The following is a 16,531-nucleotide window of genomic DNA, read 5'->3' as shown; positions in this document are numbered from 1 at the left end:
GGGTTTTTAGCGTGGCGTCGACAGCTTACTGCTGCTGTTGGTACTGCTGGCCTGGAATAGGCTTGAGGTTGACCTCGACGCGACGGTTCTGAGCGCGACCGTTGACGTCGGCGTTGCTCGCGATCGGCTGATCAGGCCCAGCACCGCGCACCGACAGGTGAGCGGCATCCACGCCCTGGGACGTCAGGTAGGTCGCAACGCTCTGCGCGCGCTGCTGGGACAGGTCCATGTTGTGCTGACGGCTGCCCGTGCTGTCGGTGTAACCGACGATCTCGATCATGTTCTGGTTGTACTGCTTCAGCGAACCCGCCAGGTTGTTCAAAGGCGAGTAGAAGCTGCTGGCGATGGCCGAGGAGTCGGTCGCGAACGTGATGTTGCCTGGCATGACCAGCTTGATGTTGTCGCCTTCACGCTGAACTTCCACGCCGGTATTGGCCATGCTGGCGCGCAGGGCGGCTTCCTGTTTGTCCGCGTAGTAGCCATAACCCGCTGCGCCTGCACCGACCAGCGCCGCGCCGATCAAGGCGCCTTTACCGCGGTTGTTGTGGTCGATGGCGGCACCGGCGACGGCACCGGCCAGTGCGCCAAGGCCGCCGTATTTGGCGGTTTTGCTCACGCCGCCCGAATTTTGTGCCTGCCCCTGATTGTCATACGGATTCTGCGAAGCGCAGCCAGACAACATGGCCAGCGCAGTGGCAGCGATGGTCAAACGGCGAAAGGTCAACATCAAGGAGAGCTCCTGTTTTGCTTTTCTACGGCCATCAAAAAAGACCGGACGATTTGCGCGATTAGAGCACGGCCGCCGTCAAAAATTCCTTAACCGGGCCTGAACAGTCCTACGCTCTGACGAAAGGATTCTCACGCATTTCGTCACCCAGTCGCGTGTCCGGCCCGTGCCCGGTCACCACAACCGCGTCCTCATCGAGCGTGTACAAGCGCTGCTTGATAGAGCGCACGATCGTGGCCTGGTCGCCGCCCCATAGATCGGTTCGGCCCACACCGCGCTTGAACAGCGTATCGCCAGCGATCAGCAACTTGGCATCCGCAAACCAGAAACTCATCGAGCCGGGTGTATGCCCTGGCGTGTGCAGCGCCACGCCGCAGCCGCAAGCGAGCTCTTCGTCGTCCGCCAGCCAACGATCCGGCGCAGGGACAGGAACGTACGGCACGCGAAACACCTGACACTGGGTTTCGAGGTTATCCCACAGAAACTGATCCTCTTTGTGCAGGTGCAAGGTTGCGCCGGTCTTCTCCTTCAATTGCCCCGACGCCAGGAAATGGTCCAGATGCGCGTGAGTGTGAATGATGCTCACGACCTTCAACCCGTGTGCTTCAAGCCTGGCGAGAATCAGCTCATGGTTGCCGCCCGGATCTACGACAATGGCCTGCCGGGTGACGGGATCGCCGATGATCGTGCAGTTGCACTGCAACGGCCCGACGGGGAAGGTTTCGCGGATCAACTGAGGCTTGGCGGCTTCCATGGTGATTCCTGTGAAAGGGATGACGCATTCTGACGCAGCCGGGGAAACTCGTCAGCCCGCAGCGCCAGACCGAAGGGCAATTAGTTGCGACGCCAACTATTTGCATGAGAACTAATGCGGGATGAACTTGAATAGTATGACCTTTTAGTTCAACGCTAAAAATCTTTTGTAACTCATCCGGACAGCTCAGAAAAAAATTCCGCAAGTTACTGATTTTATTCATTAATTTTCAATTAAAGCGAATAAAGATATTTTCGCTGTCGCGATATATTTTTCACTAACGCGCTCATATACTGGCATTGCGCGACTACACGGATAGTGCGTCATTTGAGGTGATAAGACGTCGACTCAATGCACCCGCAAGGCAGCTCAGCAACAGCGTAGAGCAGGCTTTCATGCTAAGAAAAATCGCGGTTTCCGACCTTACTCTGGGCATGTACATCCACGAATTCTGCCGCCCCCGGATCAACGACCCCTTCTGGACCTCCCACGTGGAGCGCGAGTTGCGAGACGAGGCGGTGTTGCGCCAGATTCAGGCCTCCACGCGTGAGGTGTGGATTGACACCCGACTGGGCAAAAGCCCTGCCGAACAGAGCAGCATTCTGGCCTCGGGCCCGACAACGGCCTGCGACAGCGAGAGCGATTCCGATACGTCGCCAGCCAGCATGGAACAGGAACTGGCTCGCGCCAGACTGATTTGCGGCCGGGCCAAAGCGGCCGTCATGACCATGTTCAGCGACGCACGCATGGGTCGCTCGATGAACACCGAAGACGTCGATCTGCTGGTCGAAGAAATTTCGACGTCAGTGATGCGCCATCCTCACGCGCTGATCAGTCTGTCCCGTCTTAAAACGTCCGATGAATACACCTACATGCATTCAGTGGCGGTGTGCGCGCTGATGGTTGCGCTTGCGCGGCAGATGAATCTGGATGAGGAGCAAGTGCGCGAGGCCGGCGTCGCCGGGCTGATGCACGACGTTGGCAAGATGATGATCCCCAACACCATCCTCAATAAACCCGATCGCCTGACCTTCGATGAATTCGAAGCGATGAAGCATCACCCCCAGGCAGGACTCGAAATTCTTCAGGGTTGTCAGCAAGTGACCCACGCAGTCATGGATGTGTGCCTGCATCATCATGAAAAGGTCGACGGCAGTGGCTATCCCCATGGTTTGAAGGGCGAGCAGATCAGTCAGCTGGCTCGTATGGGTGCAATCTGCGATGTCTATGACGCCGTGACGTCAGACCGGCCCTACAAGAAAGGCTGGGACGCAGCCAGGTCGGTCCGGGAGATGGCATCCTGGAAAGGGCATTTCGACGAGAAAATCTTCCAACACTTCGTCAAGACAGTCGGTATTTATCCGGTGGGCGCGCTGGTGCGCCTAAAGAGCGAGCGGCTGGGCATTGTCATCGAACAGGGTGAAAAATCGCTGCTGCACCCCAAAGTGAAAATATTCATGTCGGCCAAGACCCGCATCACGTTCACGCCCGAAGTCATCAACCTCGCCTGTGCGCAGGAGCAGGACGCCATCGTCAAGTTCGAACTGGCGGAGGATTGGGGCGTGCACAACGTCGATGAAATGTGGGCGGGCTGTCCTGCGGGATAGCCGACGGCCCGCGCACGGCCGCTGCCTGATCTAACCCAGCAGGCCCAACTCCTGCGCGCGTGCCACCGCTTGCGTGCGGCGCTCTACGCCGAGCTTGCTGTTGATGTGGCTGGCGTGGGTCTTGACGGTGTGCAGAGAGATGAACAACCGGTCGCTGATTTCCTGATTCGAACAGCCCTGAGCGATGAGCTGCAGCACGCTCAGTTCCCTTGCGCTGAGGTAATCGGGCCCGCTGCAGGCCGCAGGCTCACTGATGACACGCGCGCAGGGAAGCTCCTTGCCGGGGCTAGAGTGCGGCAGTTGCGTGAGCAGATAATCGACCAGCCGGCACGACGGGCGCCTGGATAACTGCTCGCGCAGCCAGTCGGGATATTTTCGGATCACGCCGTGAAGCGGCAACACCGCGCCCCCGCTCGCCAGCTCCAGGCTCTGGCCCAGCAGCTTCGCAGCCTGAGGCTGATCGTCGGTCTCGAGTGACAGCAGGCAATGCTGGCTTGCCGCGTATAACCCGACCAGCCCCGCACCGACCTGATCCGCCTGGGCTTTCAAGTCTCGCAGCCGCTCGGCCGATCGCTCGGGGCGGCCCTGAATGACGTCGAGGGACGCCTGCAACAGCGCGATCTGCTGAGGCATCTGCGGCATGCATTCCGGCGCAGCCGCCGGCTGATCGCCGCCATAGGTCTGGCCCAGGCGCAGCAACCAGGCGTCGGCCAGATCGATACGACCTTGCGCCAGCCACAGTTCGCATTTGGTCAACGTGATCATCGCCAGGTAATAAACCGGCGGCACATCCCAGATATGCATCAGTCGCTCGGCCTCAGCCAGCTCGGCGAACGCTTCGGCAAAACGCCCTTCCCGCCCTTCCATTCCGGCGATCACGCAGTGCCCGATCAATACGCTGATGTCGCGACAGGCGCGCGCTTCGGTCAGGCCAGCGTTCAGGCGCTCCCTTCCCGCTTGCGGCTGAAGGAACTGCACCAGCAGATAGCCTTCGTACAGCGTCAGCCGGGCACGCACGGCGTACAGTCGTTGCGAAGACAACCCGCTCAGCCGCCGCAGCCCCTGGCGCACTTCTTCCATCGAACGAAGCGCTTCGCCGCGGGCCTGCAATGTACGCGCGCGGTCATAGTGCGCCAGCGCCTCAAACAACGGATTGGCAACTCGCTGCGCCAGCTCCAGGGCGTCGCGATTCAAGGCCCGCGCTCGCCACAAATCGCCTCCGGTGATCGCCAGATTCGCCAGCGTCGACAGGCACACCAACCTTTGTCCATACCGTTTGTGGGGCAACGTCGCCAGCGCCTCGGTGCAATAACGCTGGGCGGTGTCGCTGTCGCCGCGCCCGCGCGCGATGATGCCGCTGAGCGCCAGCCATTGGGCCAGCATGGAGTTCTGCGCCGTGGCCGAGGGCGCCGGCAGGAACCGACTGAGCTGATTGCCGAGTTCTTCGGCAGCATCAAGCTGGCATGCCAGCCCCAAGGCCCACGCGTACAGCACGATCAGGCGTGGGGTGCTGACCAGCAGGCTGTCTGGCAGGTCCATCTTCCAGCGCAGGAGCATGCCGACGTTCTGCTCGGCGAGCAGTTGTTCCTCGGAAAGGTTCTGCACCAGATTGGCGGCAACGTCCAGATGCCCCGCTCGCAGTGCTTGCTCAATCGCCTCGTCGAGCAGCCCCTGCTCGCTGAACCAGCGACAAGCGTTGAGGTGAAGCCGTCGTTGCTGGGGCGCAAGACTGGTGCCGGCGCGTGCACGCAGCAGGTCGGAAAACAGGTGGTGATAACGAAACCAGCGCCCGTTTTCATCCAGCGGCACCAGAAACACCTGATGGGCTTGCAGGTAACCGAGCATTTCGGCGCTGTCATGGCTGTCACGTGCCGCGTTGCACAGCGCACTGCTGAATCGCTCAAGGCACGCGGTTTCATAAAGGAAGGTCTGAACGTCGGCGGGCAGACAGTCGATGACCTCTTCGAGCAAGTAGTCGCGAATCAGGCCTTCGCCGCCGTTGAGTCCCTGGGTCAACGTGTTGCTGCCAGCCTCGCTCGCCGCCAGCAACCAGAAGCGCAAGCCGGCGACCCAGCCTTCACTGCGCTGCAACAGGCTGCGCAGGGCATCCTCGGACAGCGAATTACGCTGCTGATCAAGCACGGCAAGGGATTCGTCGTCAGTCAGACGCAGGTCGTGCTCGGACAACTCCAGCAGTTGCCGGGACAGCCGCAGGCGCGCCAGATGCCAGTCAGGGCGCTGGCGGCTGGTGACCATCACGACGAGGCCGGCGGGAAGATGATTCAGAAGAAACTGCAGGCAACGGTCGAGCACCGGGCCCTGGACCAGATGATAATCATCGAGCACCAGCAGCAGCGGTTTGCTCAACATCAGGTGCATGGCGAGTTCGTCGAGCAGCCCGTCCAGCCACTCCTCGAAGGCAAACGGCTGATGACGCTGACGCATTTTGAGCAGCCCCAGCGCCTGGCCGCCCAATTGAGGGAAATATTGCTGAAGGCCGGAGAGAAGACGCTCGAGGAAGCGGCCTGGATCGCTGTCTCGATGACTCAATCCCAGCCACAGGTTTTGCCATTGATCCGGCAGGTTTTCGCAGAATTCGACCGCCAGGGAGCTCTTTCCAAACCCGGCTGGCGCGCAGACGAGCAGCAGTCGTCCGGACAGACCGGCGCTCAATCGCTCACACAGACGGGGGCGCGCGACGTAGCCGTCAGGCAGTGGCGGGCGGTAGAAACGTCCCTCCAATGCAGTGACTGCGTGATTTGCGAATCCTTGCAAACGCGACAGATCAGTCATGGCCGGCTCTTGTAGAAGTGCTTGTTATTCGGCGTTCAGATGTCGGGAGACTAGCGGCTATGTGATGGCTTTTGAAGATTGTTCGACGAAAGACTGTAAGAAAACATATCCAATCAACACCGCGAATGTCGCTTCATATGTTTTGGCGGAGATGACGCTGAGGTGCCAATGAACGCGACGGGAGGCGATTCATTCGCGAATGGAGGGTGCCAATTGTACGTCTGGCTGGACCGGGCGATGGTTCGCCGATGAGGTCACTGACCCTAGCGACGTCACGGCCCGCTCGAAACACCCCGACGGATCGGGGCGTTTCATTTCAAAGCGGCGCAGGACCACGGTGCGCTGTAGCTGTGATCAACGTTGCACGACTCTGCGCCTGTTCGTTCAGACCTTAACGCACGCCTTCCTGGCGAAGCGCGTTGGGCTGGAAGTCGCTGGTGGTGGCGGTGAAACCGAAGTCGTAGGCTCGCTTCTCTTCGTTTTTCATGCCCAGTGCCAGATAACGTCCCGACTGCAGGTCATAGATCGTTTCAAGTGCATACCAGGGCACTTGCTTGTCGTAGTAGTTCTCGGCGTGCGCTTCGGCCACGCGCCACAGTTGACCACGACCGTCGTAATGGTCGATCACCGCTGCCTGCCAGGTGTCTTCGTCGATGAAGAAATCACGCTTGGCGTAGATGTGACGTTGACCTTCCTTCAGCGTTGCGGTCACGTGCCAGACGCGACGCAGCTCATAGCGCGCCAGGTCCTGGTTGATGTGTCCGGCCTTGATGATGTCGGCATATTTGAGCTTCGGATCGTCGAGCTTGTAGCTGTCGGCCGCGATGTACATTTCCTGTTTGCCGATGAGTTTCCAGTCGTAACGGTCCGGCGCGCCGTTGTACATGTCCAGGTTGTCGGACGTGCGCAGACCATCGGCGGCGGTACCCGGTCCGTCATAGGACACTTGCGGGGCGCGACGCACGCGACGCTGACCGGCGTTGTACACCCACGCAGAACGCGGCTCCTTCACCTGATCGAGGGTTTCGTGCACCAGCAGCACCGTTCCGGCCAGACGCGCCGGTGCGGTGACTTCCTGCTTGAAGTAGAACAGCACGTTGCCCGGATTCTTCGGATCGAAATCCTTCATCTTGTCGCGGAACACGAACTGGTCCTGGAAGTACACCGGGCTGAAAGACCCGTTGGTCTGCGGTGTGGCCTGAACCACCAGCCGCTTGACGCTGCCGCCGCGATATCGGGTGATGTGGTTCCAGATCACCTCCAGGCCGTCCTTGGGAATCGGAAACGGCACGGCGGTTTCGAAGTTTTCCAGACCGTTACCGCCGGAAACCAGCTTGGTATTGGTGGCGTTTTTCTTGATGGCGGCAAACACATCGGCCGGAACGGTCGCGCCACGGTGTGACGGATAGACCGGCATCTTGAAGGTTTCCGGGTAGCGCTTGAACATCGCGTACTGGCCCGGGGCGAGGTTGTTCTTGTATTGCTCCACGTTCTGGCCGGTGATGGTGAACAGCGGTTTTTCGCTGGCGTAAGGGTTGGCCAGGAAGCCCTTGTCGTCCACAGCGCCCGCGTTGGTCGGCATCGGGCTCCAGGCCGGAATGGTGTTCGCCGCGTTGCCTGCCTTTTCGGCGCCCATTGGGGTCAGTGTCGTGCCCAGCTTGGCAGCATCGGATTCGGAAACGGCTGCCATCACCCCGGTCGCCAGCAGGGACAGACCCAGTACGCCGACGTGCAACAGACCCTTCGAGATTTTCATTTTCATAATTGTCCTTAGAAGTTCATACCGAAGCTGAGCGCCACGAAATCGCGGTCATCCACCGTGGTGTACTTGCCGTCGAAGAAGTTGGTGTAGGAAAGGTTGGCGGTGTAGGTGTTCTGATATTCCGCTTCCAGACCCAGGCTGACCGCTTTGCGGCCTTCTTCGAAGTTACCGCCAGGCCCTGGCGAGTAACCGTCGACGTCGTGAGACCAGGCCACGCTCGGCTTGAGGTTCACACCGGCGAACACGTTGTTGTAGTCCCAGATGGCGCGGGCGCGGTAGCCCCACGAATCGGTAGTGGTGAACCCGTCGTTCTCGCAGTAACGGCTAAGGTTGTTCAGCGCAGCGCCTGCCAGCGTACCAGCGTTGAGGGTCTGGCACTGGCCGTTAGGCAGCGGGCCGGGGCCGTAGCTCGGGTCTCGGCCGTAACGCAGTTTGGATGTGCTTTCCAGGCCACCGACGTGCGTCCAGCCCACTTCGCCAACGACCGTGAGACGTTCGGCGCCCATCACTTGGTCGAAGAAGTGCGTGAAGGTGGTCTGCGCCTGACTGATCTCTTTGCGGCGATAGCCCTTCTGATCCTGGCCTGGCGTGCCCTGCAACAGCGAGACGTTCGGGTTCAGCGGCGACAGCCCTGAGTACAGGATGTCGGTGGTGTTGAGCTGGACGGGCGCGTTTGGACGGTAGCTGATTTCGCCGCTCCACGCTGTGCCGGTTGGCAACGTGGTGGAGAAGCTCAGACCGAACAGGTGGATGTCTTCAGGGTATTCGACGTAGTAGCTGGAGTTGGCGGCGACCACCACTGGCAGCAACTGAGTGACCAGCCCCGGAATGGCGATACCCGGCACGCCATTGCCCGCGAGCGCGGCGGCCAGCGCTGCAGGGCTGTAGGCACCGGCAGGCGCGCCCTTGCCGCTGAAGATCGGCAGGCGGCTGTGGTAGTTCATGTAATAGGCGCCGAACTCGGTGTCCAGCGGCTCGAAGTTGTAGTGCATGGCGAAGCCATACTGGCCGCTGTCGCGAGCATCCCGGTCAGGGCCGCGACGCACGACGGCGCCCTCATCCGGGTTGCCGAAGTTCACGCCCTGCTGGCCCAGCGTGTTGAATACCGCGCCGCGCAAAGGTGCCGGCAGACCGGCATTGGTCAGCGCGGTGTTCAGGCCGGCCTGACTGCGCAACACCGCCAGGTTGTTGGAGCAACCGTCGGCAATCACGTCAGGCTGGGAGAAGAAGGTGCCGCAGTTATCGACGACCGTCTGGTCCCATTCCAGCTGATAGAAACCCTCGGCAGAGAGGTTTTCGGTCAGGCTCTGGGACAGGTAGAACATGTTGACCGGAATCAGGCCTTCCTTGATTTCCGAGCCAGGCCGGCGGAACGCAGAGACGTCCACCGGGTTGATGCTGTTGATGCCGCCCTGGATGAAGGTGCTTTCACCCCAGTTGACCACTTGCTTGCCCAGACGCACCGAACCCGGCTCATCGGCAATGGAGTAGTTGTGATAGACGAACGCGTCGAGCAGCTCGAAACCTGACGACTTGGCGCCCTCTTTTCGGCCCGAATCACTGATGTCCTTGAAGTCGCGGCCTTCATCCTTGAGCTCGAAGTCATACCAGTACTTGCCCCGCAGGAACACGCCGGTGTCGCCGTACTTGAGCTCCAGATCGTGGATACCCTTGAAAATCTTCGAAAACGTCTCGCCGCTTTTGAAGTTCAGGTGGCCATCGTCGGACGTCTGCGACAGGCCATGACCGCCGTTATTGGAACCGATCAGGTTCTTGTTGGCATTCTCGGTGGACCAGCTGGCGCCGATGGAGAGCGACGAGTCGAAGTTACCTTCGATTTCACCGATGTTGAAACTGACGCCGAATGCAGGGCCGGCGAGCGTGGAAGCGAGGCTGACGGCCAGAGGCAGTTTTGCCCGGCGCCAGAACAGGTTTGCTGATGTCATCGACGCTACTCCATGTGCTTTTATTTTTTTTGGCAGTGGGTGCTTCCAGAAACGACTCAGGCGGATGTGTCCGCAGTGCCTGGTTGTCAACGCTGATCGGGCAGCCCATGTAAAGCTGCGAAACGATCCGGCGTTTTTCTCCGGTTTCAACCTACTGCCGACTATATCCAGCAGGTGGGACGACTTGATCCCTCTAAAGTGTGATTTGCAGCGTCGAAGCCTCTAACACGCCGATTTCGGCGTACCGGCTCAGCGGCAGGGGGAGGATGGCTGAATTTGAGAATTTGGCAAGCAAGACGGCGGGCGAGAGCCTTCGCGGCACATTGTCAGGGCCGAAAACCCTGACAATGTCCGTGCAAAAATCAGCTCAGAGGGTGGAGAGGAAAGCGCTGTTGGTGCTTTGCCATTCGACGATGTCCAAGCGGATGCGCTTCTTGTCGAGCTTGCCAACGCTGGTCTTGGGAATTTCGGTAACAAGGGCGATCTGGCTCGGAATGGCCCATTTGTTGATGTGGCCCTGCTCCACGAATGGCTTGAGATGTTCTTTCAGTGCCTTGGCATCGATGACGTGGCCTTCATGGGCAACCAGCAGTGCGAAAGGCCGCTCGCCCCACTGTGGATCGGCGATGCCCACCACTGCCACTTCGCGCACTCCCGGATGACGACTGCAGAGGTCTTCCAGCTCCAGCGACGACACCCACTCGCCGCCGGTCTTGATCACATCCTTGATGCGGTCGCGTATGTCGATGCCGCCCATGCTGTCCAGCGTCGCGACATCGCCAGTGTGCAGCCAGCCACCGGCCCAGAGCTCGGCGCCCTTTTCCGGCTCGCGGTAATACCCTTCGGTGAGCCACGGCGCACGCAGCACCAGTTCGCCCTGAGTTTCGCCATCGGAGGGCAGGAAATTGCCCTCGGCATCGACGATTGCCGCCTCGACCAGCACGCCGGGCGCGCCAGCCTTGATGCGATACGTCGTGCGTTCGTCCTCGCTGCCCGCCATCAGTTCGTCATTCAGGTGCGCGACGGATACCAGCGGGCCGGTCTCGGACATTCCGTACGCAGCCGTCAGCTGAATGCCACGCGCCTTGGCGGCTTCATACAGGGAACGGTTGAGCGAACTGCCGCCGATGATGATGTTCCAGCCGGTGAAGTCGACGTCCTTGGCCGCTTTGGCGTTGAGCACCATTTGCATGATGGTCGGCACGCAATGCGAGAACGTCACCTTCTCCTTGCGCCACAGCTCCACGAGTAATTCGGGATCATAGCGCCCGGGATAAACCTGCTTTGCGCCCAGCATCGTGGCCGCGTACGGCACGCCCCAGGCATGAACGTGAAACATCGGCGTGATGGGCATGTAGACCTTGTCCCCACCGAGCATGCCCTCGACGCTGCCCATGATGGTCGCCACCGCCATCGTATGCAGGACCAACTGACGATGGGTGAAATACACGCCCTTCGGGTTGCCGGTGGTGCCGGTCGTGTAGAAAGTGGTGGCCACCGAGTTCTCGTCGAAATCCTCGAACTGATACGTCGGGCTGGCAGCCGCCAGCAGCGTTTCGTATTCACCCACAAGGTTGGGCAAGTCGGCGCTGGTGTCTTGCGTGTCGGTGATGAGCAAGGTCTTTTCGACCGTGGTCAGCTTGCTCTCGAAGCACTTATAGAGCGGCAGGAATTCTTTGTTGACCAGCACGAACTTGTCTTCGGCGTGGTTCATGGTGAAGAGGATCTGATCCGGAGACAGGCGCACGTTGATGGTGTGGATCACCGCGCCGATCATGGGGATCGCGAACATGCATTCCAGATACCGATGGCTGTCCCAATCCATGACCGCCACTGTATCGCCCGCTTTCACCCCCGCCTCGGTCAGCACATTCGCCAGCCGACAGATCCGCTCGTTGAGCGTCAGATACGAATAGCGCGAGTGATCCCGGTAGACGATTTCCCGTGTCTTTTCATAGCGCCCGCCGGACATCAGCAGACGTTTGATCAACAGCGGATATTGGTACGCGCCATCGGCGGGCTGAATCACGCGAGTCTGCAGCATAGGAATCCCTTTTCAAGATGCATAGGCGGTGCTGAAAATATGCACTCTAGGGCCTTCGCTCGCCAGTCAAATCAGCCAAAGGGATGATTCTGTGGACGAATGACCCTACAGGCATAACGCCATTTGAAAGGGCAAATCGGTCGTGAAACGGCCTGCAGGAATCGGCAGAAGGAGGAAATCGAGTGATTGCAAATGGTGCATATGGCACAGCGGGAGTGAGCGCACTCACTCCCGCTGCACGATCAGTGCATCTCGGTCAGCGCCAGTTTTACACCCAGCGCCACCAGCACCCCGCCCATGGCGCGGTCGAACCAGTGCCCCATACGGGCAAACCCGGCGCGCACGCGAGGTTGGCTGAACAGACGCGCCACCAGACAGAACCAGACGCCTGTAGCGAACGCCAGATACACACCGTACCCGGCCTGAACCGGCATCGGCGTATGCGGATTGATCACCACAGTGAACAAAGACAGGAAAAACAGCGTGGCTTTCGGGTTCAGGCCATTGGTCACGAACCCTGCCGTGTAGGCTCCGCGCGCCGTCCGCTCGCCCTTGGCGATATCGACAGGCGCGTCGGAGGAGCCGGCAGGTCTGGCGCGCAGGGCCTTGAAGCCGATATACAGCAGGTATGCCGCAGCTGCCCATTTCAGCGCATTGAACAGCACGATGGACTGCGAAACGATCAGGCCGATCCCCAGCAACGAATACCCCACGTGCAGGAAAATCGCGGTGCCCACGCCCATGGCTGTGTAGGTGCCGGCTTTGCGCCCGTGGGTCACGCTTTCGCGCACCACCACGGCGAAATCCGGGCCGGGACTGGCGACAGCGAGCAGGTGAATCAGCGCAACGGTGAGAAATTCCGTCCAGTACATGAAGGGCTCCAGGCGTTTTGGTGAGCGGCAGGCTCTGGTAGGCTCGCTACCTTACGCCTCCTGTCAACCCAGAAAAAGGTACAGCTGATGTCGAGTCAACGTAGAGCAGTTTTCCTGGACCATACCTCTCTGGATCTGGGCGATCTGGACCTTACTCCCTGGCGTGAGACCTTTGGCGAACTGGTACTGCATGCCAGCACGACACCCGAGCAGGTCATCGAGCGGTTACAGGGCGCGCAGGTCGCGATTTCCAACAAGATCATGATCGACGCCGCGACCTTTGCCGCGTGCCCGGATCTGAAACTGGTGCTGGTGACCGCGACGGGCGTGAACAATGTCGACCTGCAGGCCGCGCGCGAACATGGCGTCGTGGTGAGCAATTGTCAGGGTTACGGCACGCCGTCGGTGGCACAGCACACGTTGATGTTGCTGCTGGCGCTGGCGACGCGTCTGCCGGATTACCAACAAGCGATTCATCAGGGGCAGTGGCAGAAATCGAAACAGTTCTGCCTGCTGGATTTCCCGATCGTCGAACTGGAGGGCAAAACCCTGGGCCTGCTGGGGCACGGCGAGCTCGGCGGGGCGGTGGCGAAACTGGCGGAAGCCTTCGGGATGCGCGTCGTCCTGGGACAGATTCCCGGCCGCCCTGCCCGGCCGGATCGCGTGCCGCTGCATGAGTTGCTGCCGCAGGTGGATGCGCTGACGCTGCACTGCCCGCTCAACGAACACACCCGCGACATGATTGGCGCCCATGAACTCAGCCTGCTGAAACCGAAGGCGTTCATCGTCAATACCGCGCGCGGCGGCCTGATCAACGAGCAGGCGCTGGCCGACGCCCTGCGCAACGGTCATCTGGGCGGCGCAGCCACCGACGTGCTGACCGTCGAGCCTCCGGTCAATGGTAATCCGCTGTTGTCCGGCGATATTCCACGGCTGATCATCACGCCGCACAGCGCCTGGGGCAGCCAGGAAGCGCGGCAGCGAATCGTCGGGCAAGTGAATGAAAACGCTCAGGCGTTCTATGCCGGACAGCCCCTGCGTGTGGTCAGCTGAGGACCACCACCGTTCAGGGCGCAGCGAGCTTCATCGCGACGAGGCTGATGGTTTGAACGTGGCACGTCACCTTCGCGAGCGTGCAGCCTCGCGCAGCGCGCACTTGCCCGTTCACTGGGCGCTCACTGTCTTCGCTGCGTTCTCCTGATAAACTTCGCCCTTTTTTCGAGGAGCCGAAGATGGATCCGCGCAGTGAAGTGTTACTCCGTCAGGCCGATTTGTTTCAGGGCTCCTTGTTGCTGACCGGCTTGCCCGCCGATGATCTGCCGGGCAGGCTCCCCAACGCTCGGGGCTGGAGCTGGCATGCCGGAGATTTTGCGGCGCTGGATACCCGATTCCCCGGGCGCACGCACTTCGGCACCGAGGCACCCGTCGAACCTTTCGAAGCCGCTGTGCTGTTTCTGCCCAAAGCCAAGGACCTGACTGACTATCTACTCAACGCACTGGCGTCCAGATTGCAAGGTCGCGAGCTGTTTCTGGTTGGCGAAAAGCGCGCGGGCATCGAAGCGGCAGCCCGGCAATTGAGTCCGTACGGGCGGGCGCGCAAGCTCGACAGCGCTCGTCATTGCCAACTGTGGCAGGTCACCGTGGAAAACGCGCCGCAGGCTGTTGCGCTCGACAGCCTGGCGAAGCACTTCGACATCGACCTGGACGGCGGCCCCCTGAAAGTCGTCAGCCTGCCCGGCGTGTTCAGCCATGGGCGACTGGACCGTGGCTCTGCGCTGTTGCTGGAAAACATCGACCGTCTGCCGAGCGGCCACTTGCTCGATTTCGGCTGCGGCGCCGGCGTACTGGGGGCTGCGGTGAAACGTCGCAATCCGGACATGACCGTCACGATGCTCGACGTCGACGCGTTCGCCACCGCCAGCAGCCGCCTGACGCTCGCCGCCAATGGCCTTGAAGCTGAGGTGCTGACCGGCGATGGCATTGATGCAGCGCCTGCACATCTTGATGCAATTCTGACCAACCCACCCTTCCACACCGGGGTTCACACCGACTACGCGGCAACCGAAAACCTGTTGCGAAAAGCGCGCGAACATCTGAAAAAAGGGGGCGAACTGCGTCTGGTAGCCAACAGTTTCCTGCGCTATCAGCCGATTATCGAAGCCCATCTCGGACCGTGTGCAATCATGTCGGAGGGTCAGGGTTTCCGGATTTACCGCGCCAAACGTGCGTGAAAATTACCGCTTGCCGAACGCAAGGCGTGTAGGCAGAATCCGCACCGTCCTAGGGGAGTAGTCTCCCGCGAGCGCCATGCTCGTCCGGCGCGCATCAACATACTTGGTCCACAGACCATGGTGCGTGCGACCCCAGATCCGCCCCAGACGGATCGGTGGTTTGACAAGACCTATGACACGAACATCCTGACCCGGGGCGGGGAGGCTGTACGTGTCATAGCCGTGTCGACCCGCCCCTTAGGAAACCCCTGATGCTGGAATCCCTGTTGGTCCCCACCGCCGTCGTCGCATTGGCCGAAATCGGTGACAAGACCCAACTCCTCGCGCTCATTCTCGCTGCACGCTTTCGCAAGCCCTGGCCCATCATCGGCGGTATCGTCGCGGCCACGCTGGCAAACCATGCTGCCGCAGGTGCCGTCGGCGCCTGGTTCAGCAGCTTCTTTTCGGACGCGATGCTGCACTGGGTGCTGGCTGCAAGCTTCACCGCCACCGCGCTGTGGACGCTGGTGCCGGACAAGATGGACGACGACGAAGCGAACACCGCACGCAAGTTCGGCCCGTTCATGACCACCCTGATCGCGTTCTTCCTGGCTGAGATCGGTGATAAGACGCAGATCGCCACGGTGATGCTGGCGGCGCAATATTCTTATCTGTGGCTGGTGATTCTGGGCACCACGCTGGGCATGCTGCTGGCCAACGTGCCGGTGGTGCTGGCCGGTAACTTCGCCGCAGAGAAGTTGCCGCTGACCCTGATCCGTCGCCTGGCGGCGGGCGCGTTCTTCATTCTGGCCATCGTGGCGGTGTACAAAGCGATGCAGGTCAGCGGCTGGGTGTAACCCGAACGCCGCATCCCTGCGAGAGTGTGCCCGATCAGCGCTGAATCAAGACTTCGGCGCCTGCTGATACAGCGGCATGACCTTGGGGATCGCCGCTTGCAGCGACGCGATCCGGTTGGTCGATGCCGGGTGCGTGCTCATGAACTCAGGCTGGGAAGCCCCGGCCTGGGACTGCATCTTCTGCCACAAGGTGATCGCGGCGTTGGGGTTGTAACCGGCACGGGCTGAAAGCTCCAGCCCCAGCAGGTCGGCTTCGTTTTCGTTGGCGCGGCTGTTCGGCAGGGTCAGGCTGTAATTGACGACCGTGTCGGCCAGCGCCAGGCTGTCCTGGCCCAATCCCAGCAGCGTACCGGCGCCCTGTTTGGCCATTTGAATGCCGTACGCCTTGGACATGGCTTCACGTCCGTGCTCGCGCAGAGCGTGAGCAATTTCATGCCCCATGACCGCCGCCAGCTCGTCGTCGCTCAGCTTGAGCGTATCGATCAGTCCGCTGTAGACGATGATCTTGCCACCCGGACCACAGTTGGCGTTGAGCTCATCGCTCTTGATCAGGTTCACGTCCCATTGCCACTGCGCTGCATCAGGTCGCAGTTTCGGGGCTTGAGCGATCAACCGCTTCGCCACGGCCTGAACACGCTTGGCCTCTGCGCTGCTGTTATCCAGCACACCTTTGGACGACGCCTCGCTGACCGTCTGTTGGTAAGACTGGGCATACATCTGGTTGACCTCATCGGTCGACAGCATGCTGAACATGTATTGCTTGCGCTCGACACCGACCGAGTCGCCGCTGGTGGTGTTGACCGCCTGACATCCTGCAACCAGCAGGGCTGCTGCGACGGCACAAAGGGCAAAAGTCCTACGCATCACGTATCTCCATTGAAACAATGGCGCTCATCCTAGGGGCTGCGCGGCCGGAGCACCAGATGCCAGCCGTTTGCCATGTGCCGCAACACTAAATA

Annotated in this window: 12 protein-coding genes and 1 riboswitch; of the genes, 4 read left to right on the top strand and 8 right to left on the bottom strand. The window is 60.6% G+C overall.

What is annotated here, in order from left to right; genetic code table 11:
- Nucleotides 1–25: 25 nt before the first annotated feature.
- Together AAGQ88_RS03815 and AAGQ88_RS03810 are read right to left on the bottom strand one after the other, a co-directional pair.
- On the bottom strand, nucleotides 26–727 hold the full coding sequence (locus tag AAGQ88_RS03815; protein ID WP_285425613.1) for an OmpA family protein: 702 nt from the start codon (nucleotides 725–727) through the stop codon (nucleotides 26–28).
- Nucleotides 728–836: 109 nt separating this feature from the next.
- Nucleotides 837–1,481: an MBL fold metallo-hydrolase gene (locus AAGQ88_RS03810; protein ID WP_342654483.1), complete on the bottom strand. Its 645-nt coding sequence runs from the start codon at nucleotides 1,479–1,481 to the stop codon at nucleotides 837–839.
- Nucleotides 1,482–1,876: 395 nt separating this feature from the next.
- Between AAGQ88_RS03810 and AAGQ88_RS03805 the strand changes: the two genes are divergently transcribed.
- Nucleotides 1,877–3,088 (top strand): HD-GYP domain-containing protein, encoded by a 1,212-nt coding sequence (locus AAGQ88_RS03805; RefSeq protein WP_342654482.1) that lies wholly within the window; start codon nucleotides 1,877–1,879, stop codon nucleotides 3,086–3,088.
- 30 nt (nucleotides 3,089–3,118) lie between these two features.
- Here the strand turns inward: AAGQ88_RS03805 and AAGQ88_RS03800 are convergent, their stop codons facing one another.
- The 5 genes from AAGQ88_RS03800 to AAGQ88_RS03780 form a co-directional block, all read right to left on the bottom strand.
- On the bottom strand, nucleotides 3,119–5,881 hold the full coding sequence (locus AAGQ88_RS03800; protein ID WP_342654481.1) for a LuxR C-terminal-related transcriptional regulator: 2,763 nt from the start codon (nucleotides 5,879–5,881) through the stop codon (nucleotides 3,119–3,121).
- A 391-nt stretch (nucleotides 5,882–6,272) separates the two neighbouring features.
- On the bottom strand, nucleotides 6,273–7,637 hold the full coding sequence (locus AAGQ88_RS03795) for a DUF1329 domain-containing protein (RefSeq protein WP_285425609.1): 1,365 nt from the start codon (nucleotides 7,635–7,637) through the stop codon (nucleotides 6,273–6,275).
- 14 nt (nucleotides 7,638–7,651) lie between these two features.
- A complete protein-coding gene (locus tag AAGQ88_RS03790) occupies nucleotides 7,652–9,589 on the bottom strand; it encodes a DUF1302 domain-containing protein (RefSeq protein WP_285425608.1) in 1,938 nt (645 codons plus the stop codon).
- Nucleotides 9,590–9,956: 367 nt separating this feature from the next.
- Entirely contained in the window at nucleotides 9,957–11,633 is a 1,677-nt protein-coding gene (locus tag AAGQ88_RS03785; protein ID WP_285425607.1) for a fatty acid--CoA ligase, read from the bottom strand.
- A 242-nt stretch (nucleotides 11,634–11,875) separates the two neighbouring features.
- Nucleotides 11,876–12,505, bottom strand: a complete 630-nt coding sequence (locus tag AAGQ88_RS03780) for a LysE family transporter (RefSeq protein WP_342654480.1) — start codon at nucleotides 12,503–12,505, stop codon at nucleotides 11,876–11,878.
- An 87-nt stretch (nucleotides 12,506–12,592) separates the two neighbouring features.
- On the opposite strand from AAGQ88_RS03780, the gene AAGQ88_RS03775 reads away from it, so the two are divergent.
- The 3 genes from AAGQ88_RS03775 (at nucleotide 12,593) to AAGQ88_RS03765 (ending at nucleotide 15,572) form a co-directional block, all read left to right on the top strand.
- Nucleotides 12,593–13,558 (top strand): 2-hydroxyacid dehydrogenase, encoded by a 966-nt coding sequence (locus AAGQ88_RS03775; protein WP_342654479.1) that lies wholly within the window; start codon nucleotides 12,593–12,595, stop codon nucleotides 13,556–13,558.
- Between the two features lie 179 nt (nucleotides 13,559–13,737).
- Nucleotides 13,738–14,736: a class I SAM-dependent methyltransferase gene (locus AAGQ88_RS03770; RefSeq protein WP_342654478.1), complete on the top strand. Its 999-nt coding sequence runs from the start codon at nucleotides 13,738–13,740 to the stop codon at nucleotides 14,734–14,736.
- A 40-nt stretch (nucleotides 14,737–14,776) separates the two neighbouring features.
- A riboswitch (yybP-ykoY riboswitch) is annotated at nucleotides 14,777–14,897 on the top strand.
- A 90-nt stretch (nucleotides 14,898–14,987) separates the two neighbouring features.
- The gene (locus tag AAGQ88_RS03765) at nucleotides 14,988–15,572 is read left to right on the top strand and encodes a TMEM165/GDT1 family protein (RefSeq protein WP_285425603.1); all 585 of its coding nucleotides are present in this window, start codon (nucleotides 14,988–14,990) and stop codon (nucleotides 15,570–15,572) included.
- Between the two features lie 45 nt (nucleotides 15,573–15,617).
- On the opposite strand, the gene AAGQ88_RS03760 is transcribed toward AAGQ88_RS03765, so the two are convergent.
- Complete coding sequence (locus tag AAGQ88_RS03760; RefSeq protein WP_285425601.1) at nucleotides 15,618–16,436, bottom strand: M48 family metallopeptidase; 819 nt, start codon at nucleotides 16,434–16,436, stop codon at nucleotides 15,618–15,620.
- Nucleotides 16,437–16,531: the final 95 nt, after the last annotated feature.

Origin of the sequence: Pseudomonas sp. F3-2 (genome assembly GCF_038804275.1) — a bacterium.
Taxonomy (GTDB): domain Bacteria; phylum Pseudomonadota; class Gammaproteobacteria; order Pseudomonadales; family Pseudomonadaceae; genus Aquipseudomonas.
Note: the sequence above shows the minus strand (reverse complement) of the source record. Positions and strands in the feature narration are given on the sequence as shown.

Bases quoted from the DNA above. Each gene is read 5' to 3' on its own strand.
- AAGQ88_RS03795 (WP_285425609.1), bottom strand. From the start codon at position 7,637: ATGAAAATCTCGAAGGGTCTGTTGCACGTCGGCGTACTGGGTCTGTCC.
- AAGQ88_RS03790 (WP_285425608.1), bottom strand. From the start codon at position 9,589: ATGACATCAGCAAACCTGTTCTGGCGCCGGGCAAAACTGCCTCTGGCC.
- AAGQ88_RS03770 (WP_342654478.1), top strand. From the start codon at position 13,738: ATGGATCCGCGCAGTGAAGTGTTACTCCGTCAGGCCGATTTGTTTCAG.
- AAGQ88_RS03760 (WP_285425601.1), bottom strand. From the start codon at position 16,436: ATGCGTAGGACTTTTGCCCTTTGTGCCGTCGCAGCAGCCCTGCTGGTT.
- AAGQ88_RS03775 (WP_342654479.1), top strand. From the start codon at position 12,593: ATGTCGAGTCAACGTAGAGCAGTTTTCCTGGACCATACCTCTCTGGAT.
- AAGQ88_RS03810 (WP_342654483.1), bottom strand. From the start codon at position 1,481: ATGGAAGCCGCCAAGCCTCAGTTGATCCGCGAAACCTTCCCCGTCGGG.
- AAGQ88_RS03765 (WP_285425603.1), top strand. From the start codon at position 14,988: ATGCTGGAATCCCTGTTGGTCCCCACCGCCGTCGTCGCATTGGCCGAA.
- AAGQ88_RS03815 (WP_285425613.1), bottom strand. From the start codon at position 727: ATGTTGACCTTTCGCCGTTTGACCATCGCTGCCACTGCGCTGGCCATG.
- AAGQ88_RS03785 (WP_285425607.1), bottom strand. From the start codon at position 11,633: ATGCTGCAGACTCGCGTGATTCAGCCCGCCGATGGCGCGTACCAATAT.
- AAGQ88_RS03780 (WP_342654480.1), bottom strand. From the start codon at position 12,505: ATGTACTGGACGGAATTTCTCACCGTTGCGCTGATTCACCTGCTCGCT.
- AAGQ88_RS03800 (WP_342654481.1), bottom strand. From the start codon at position 5,881: ATGACTGATCTGTCGCGTTTGCAAGGATTCGCAAATCACGCAGTCACT.
- AAGQ88_RS03805 (WP_342654482.1), top strand. From the start codon at position 1,877: ATGCTAAGAAAAATCGCGGTTTCCGACCTTACTCTGGGCATGTACATC.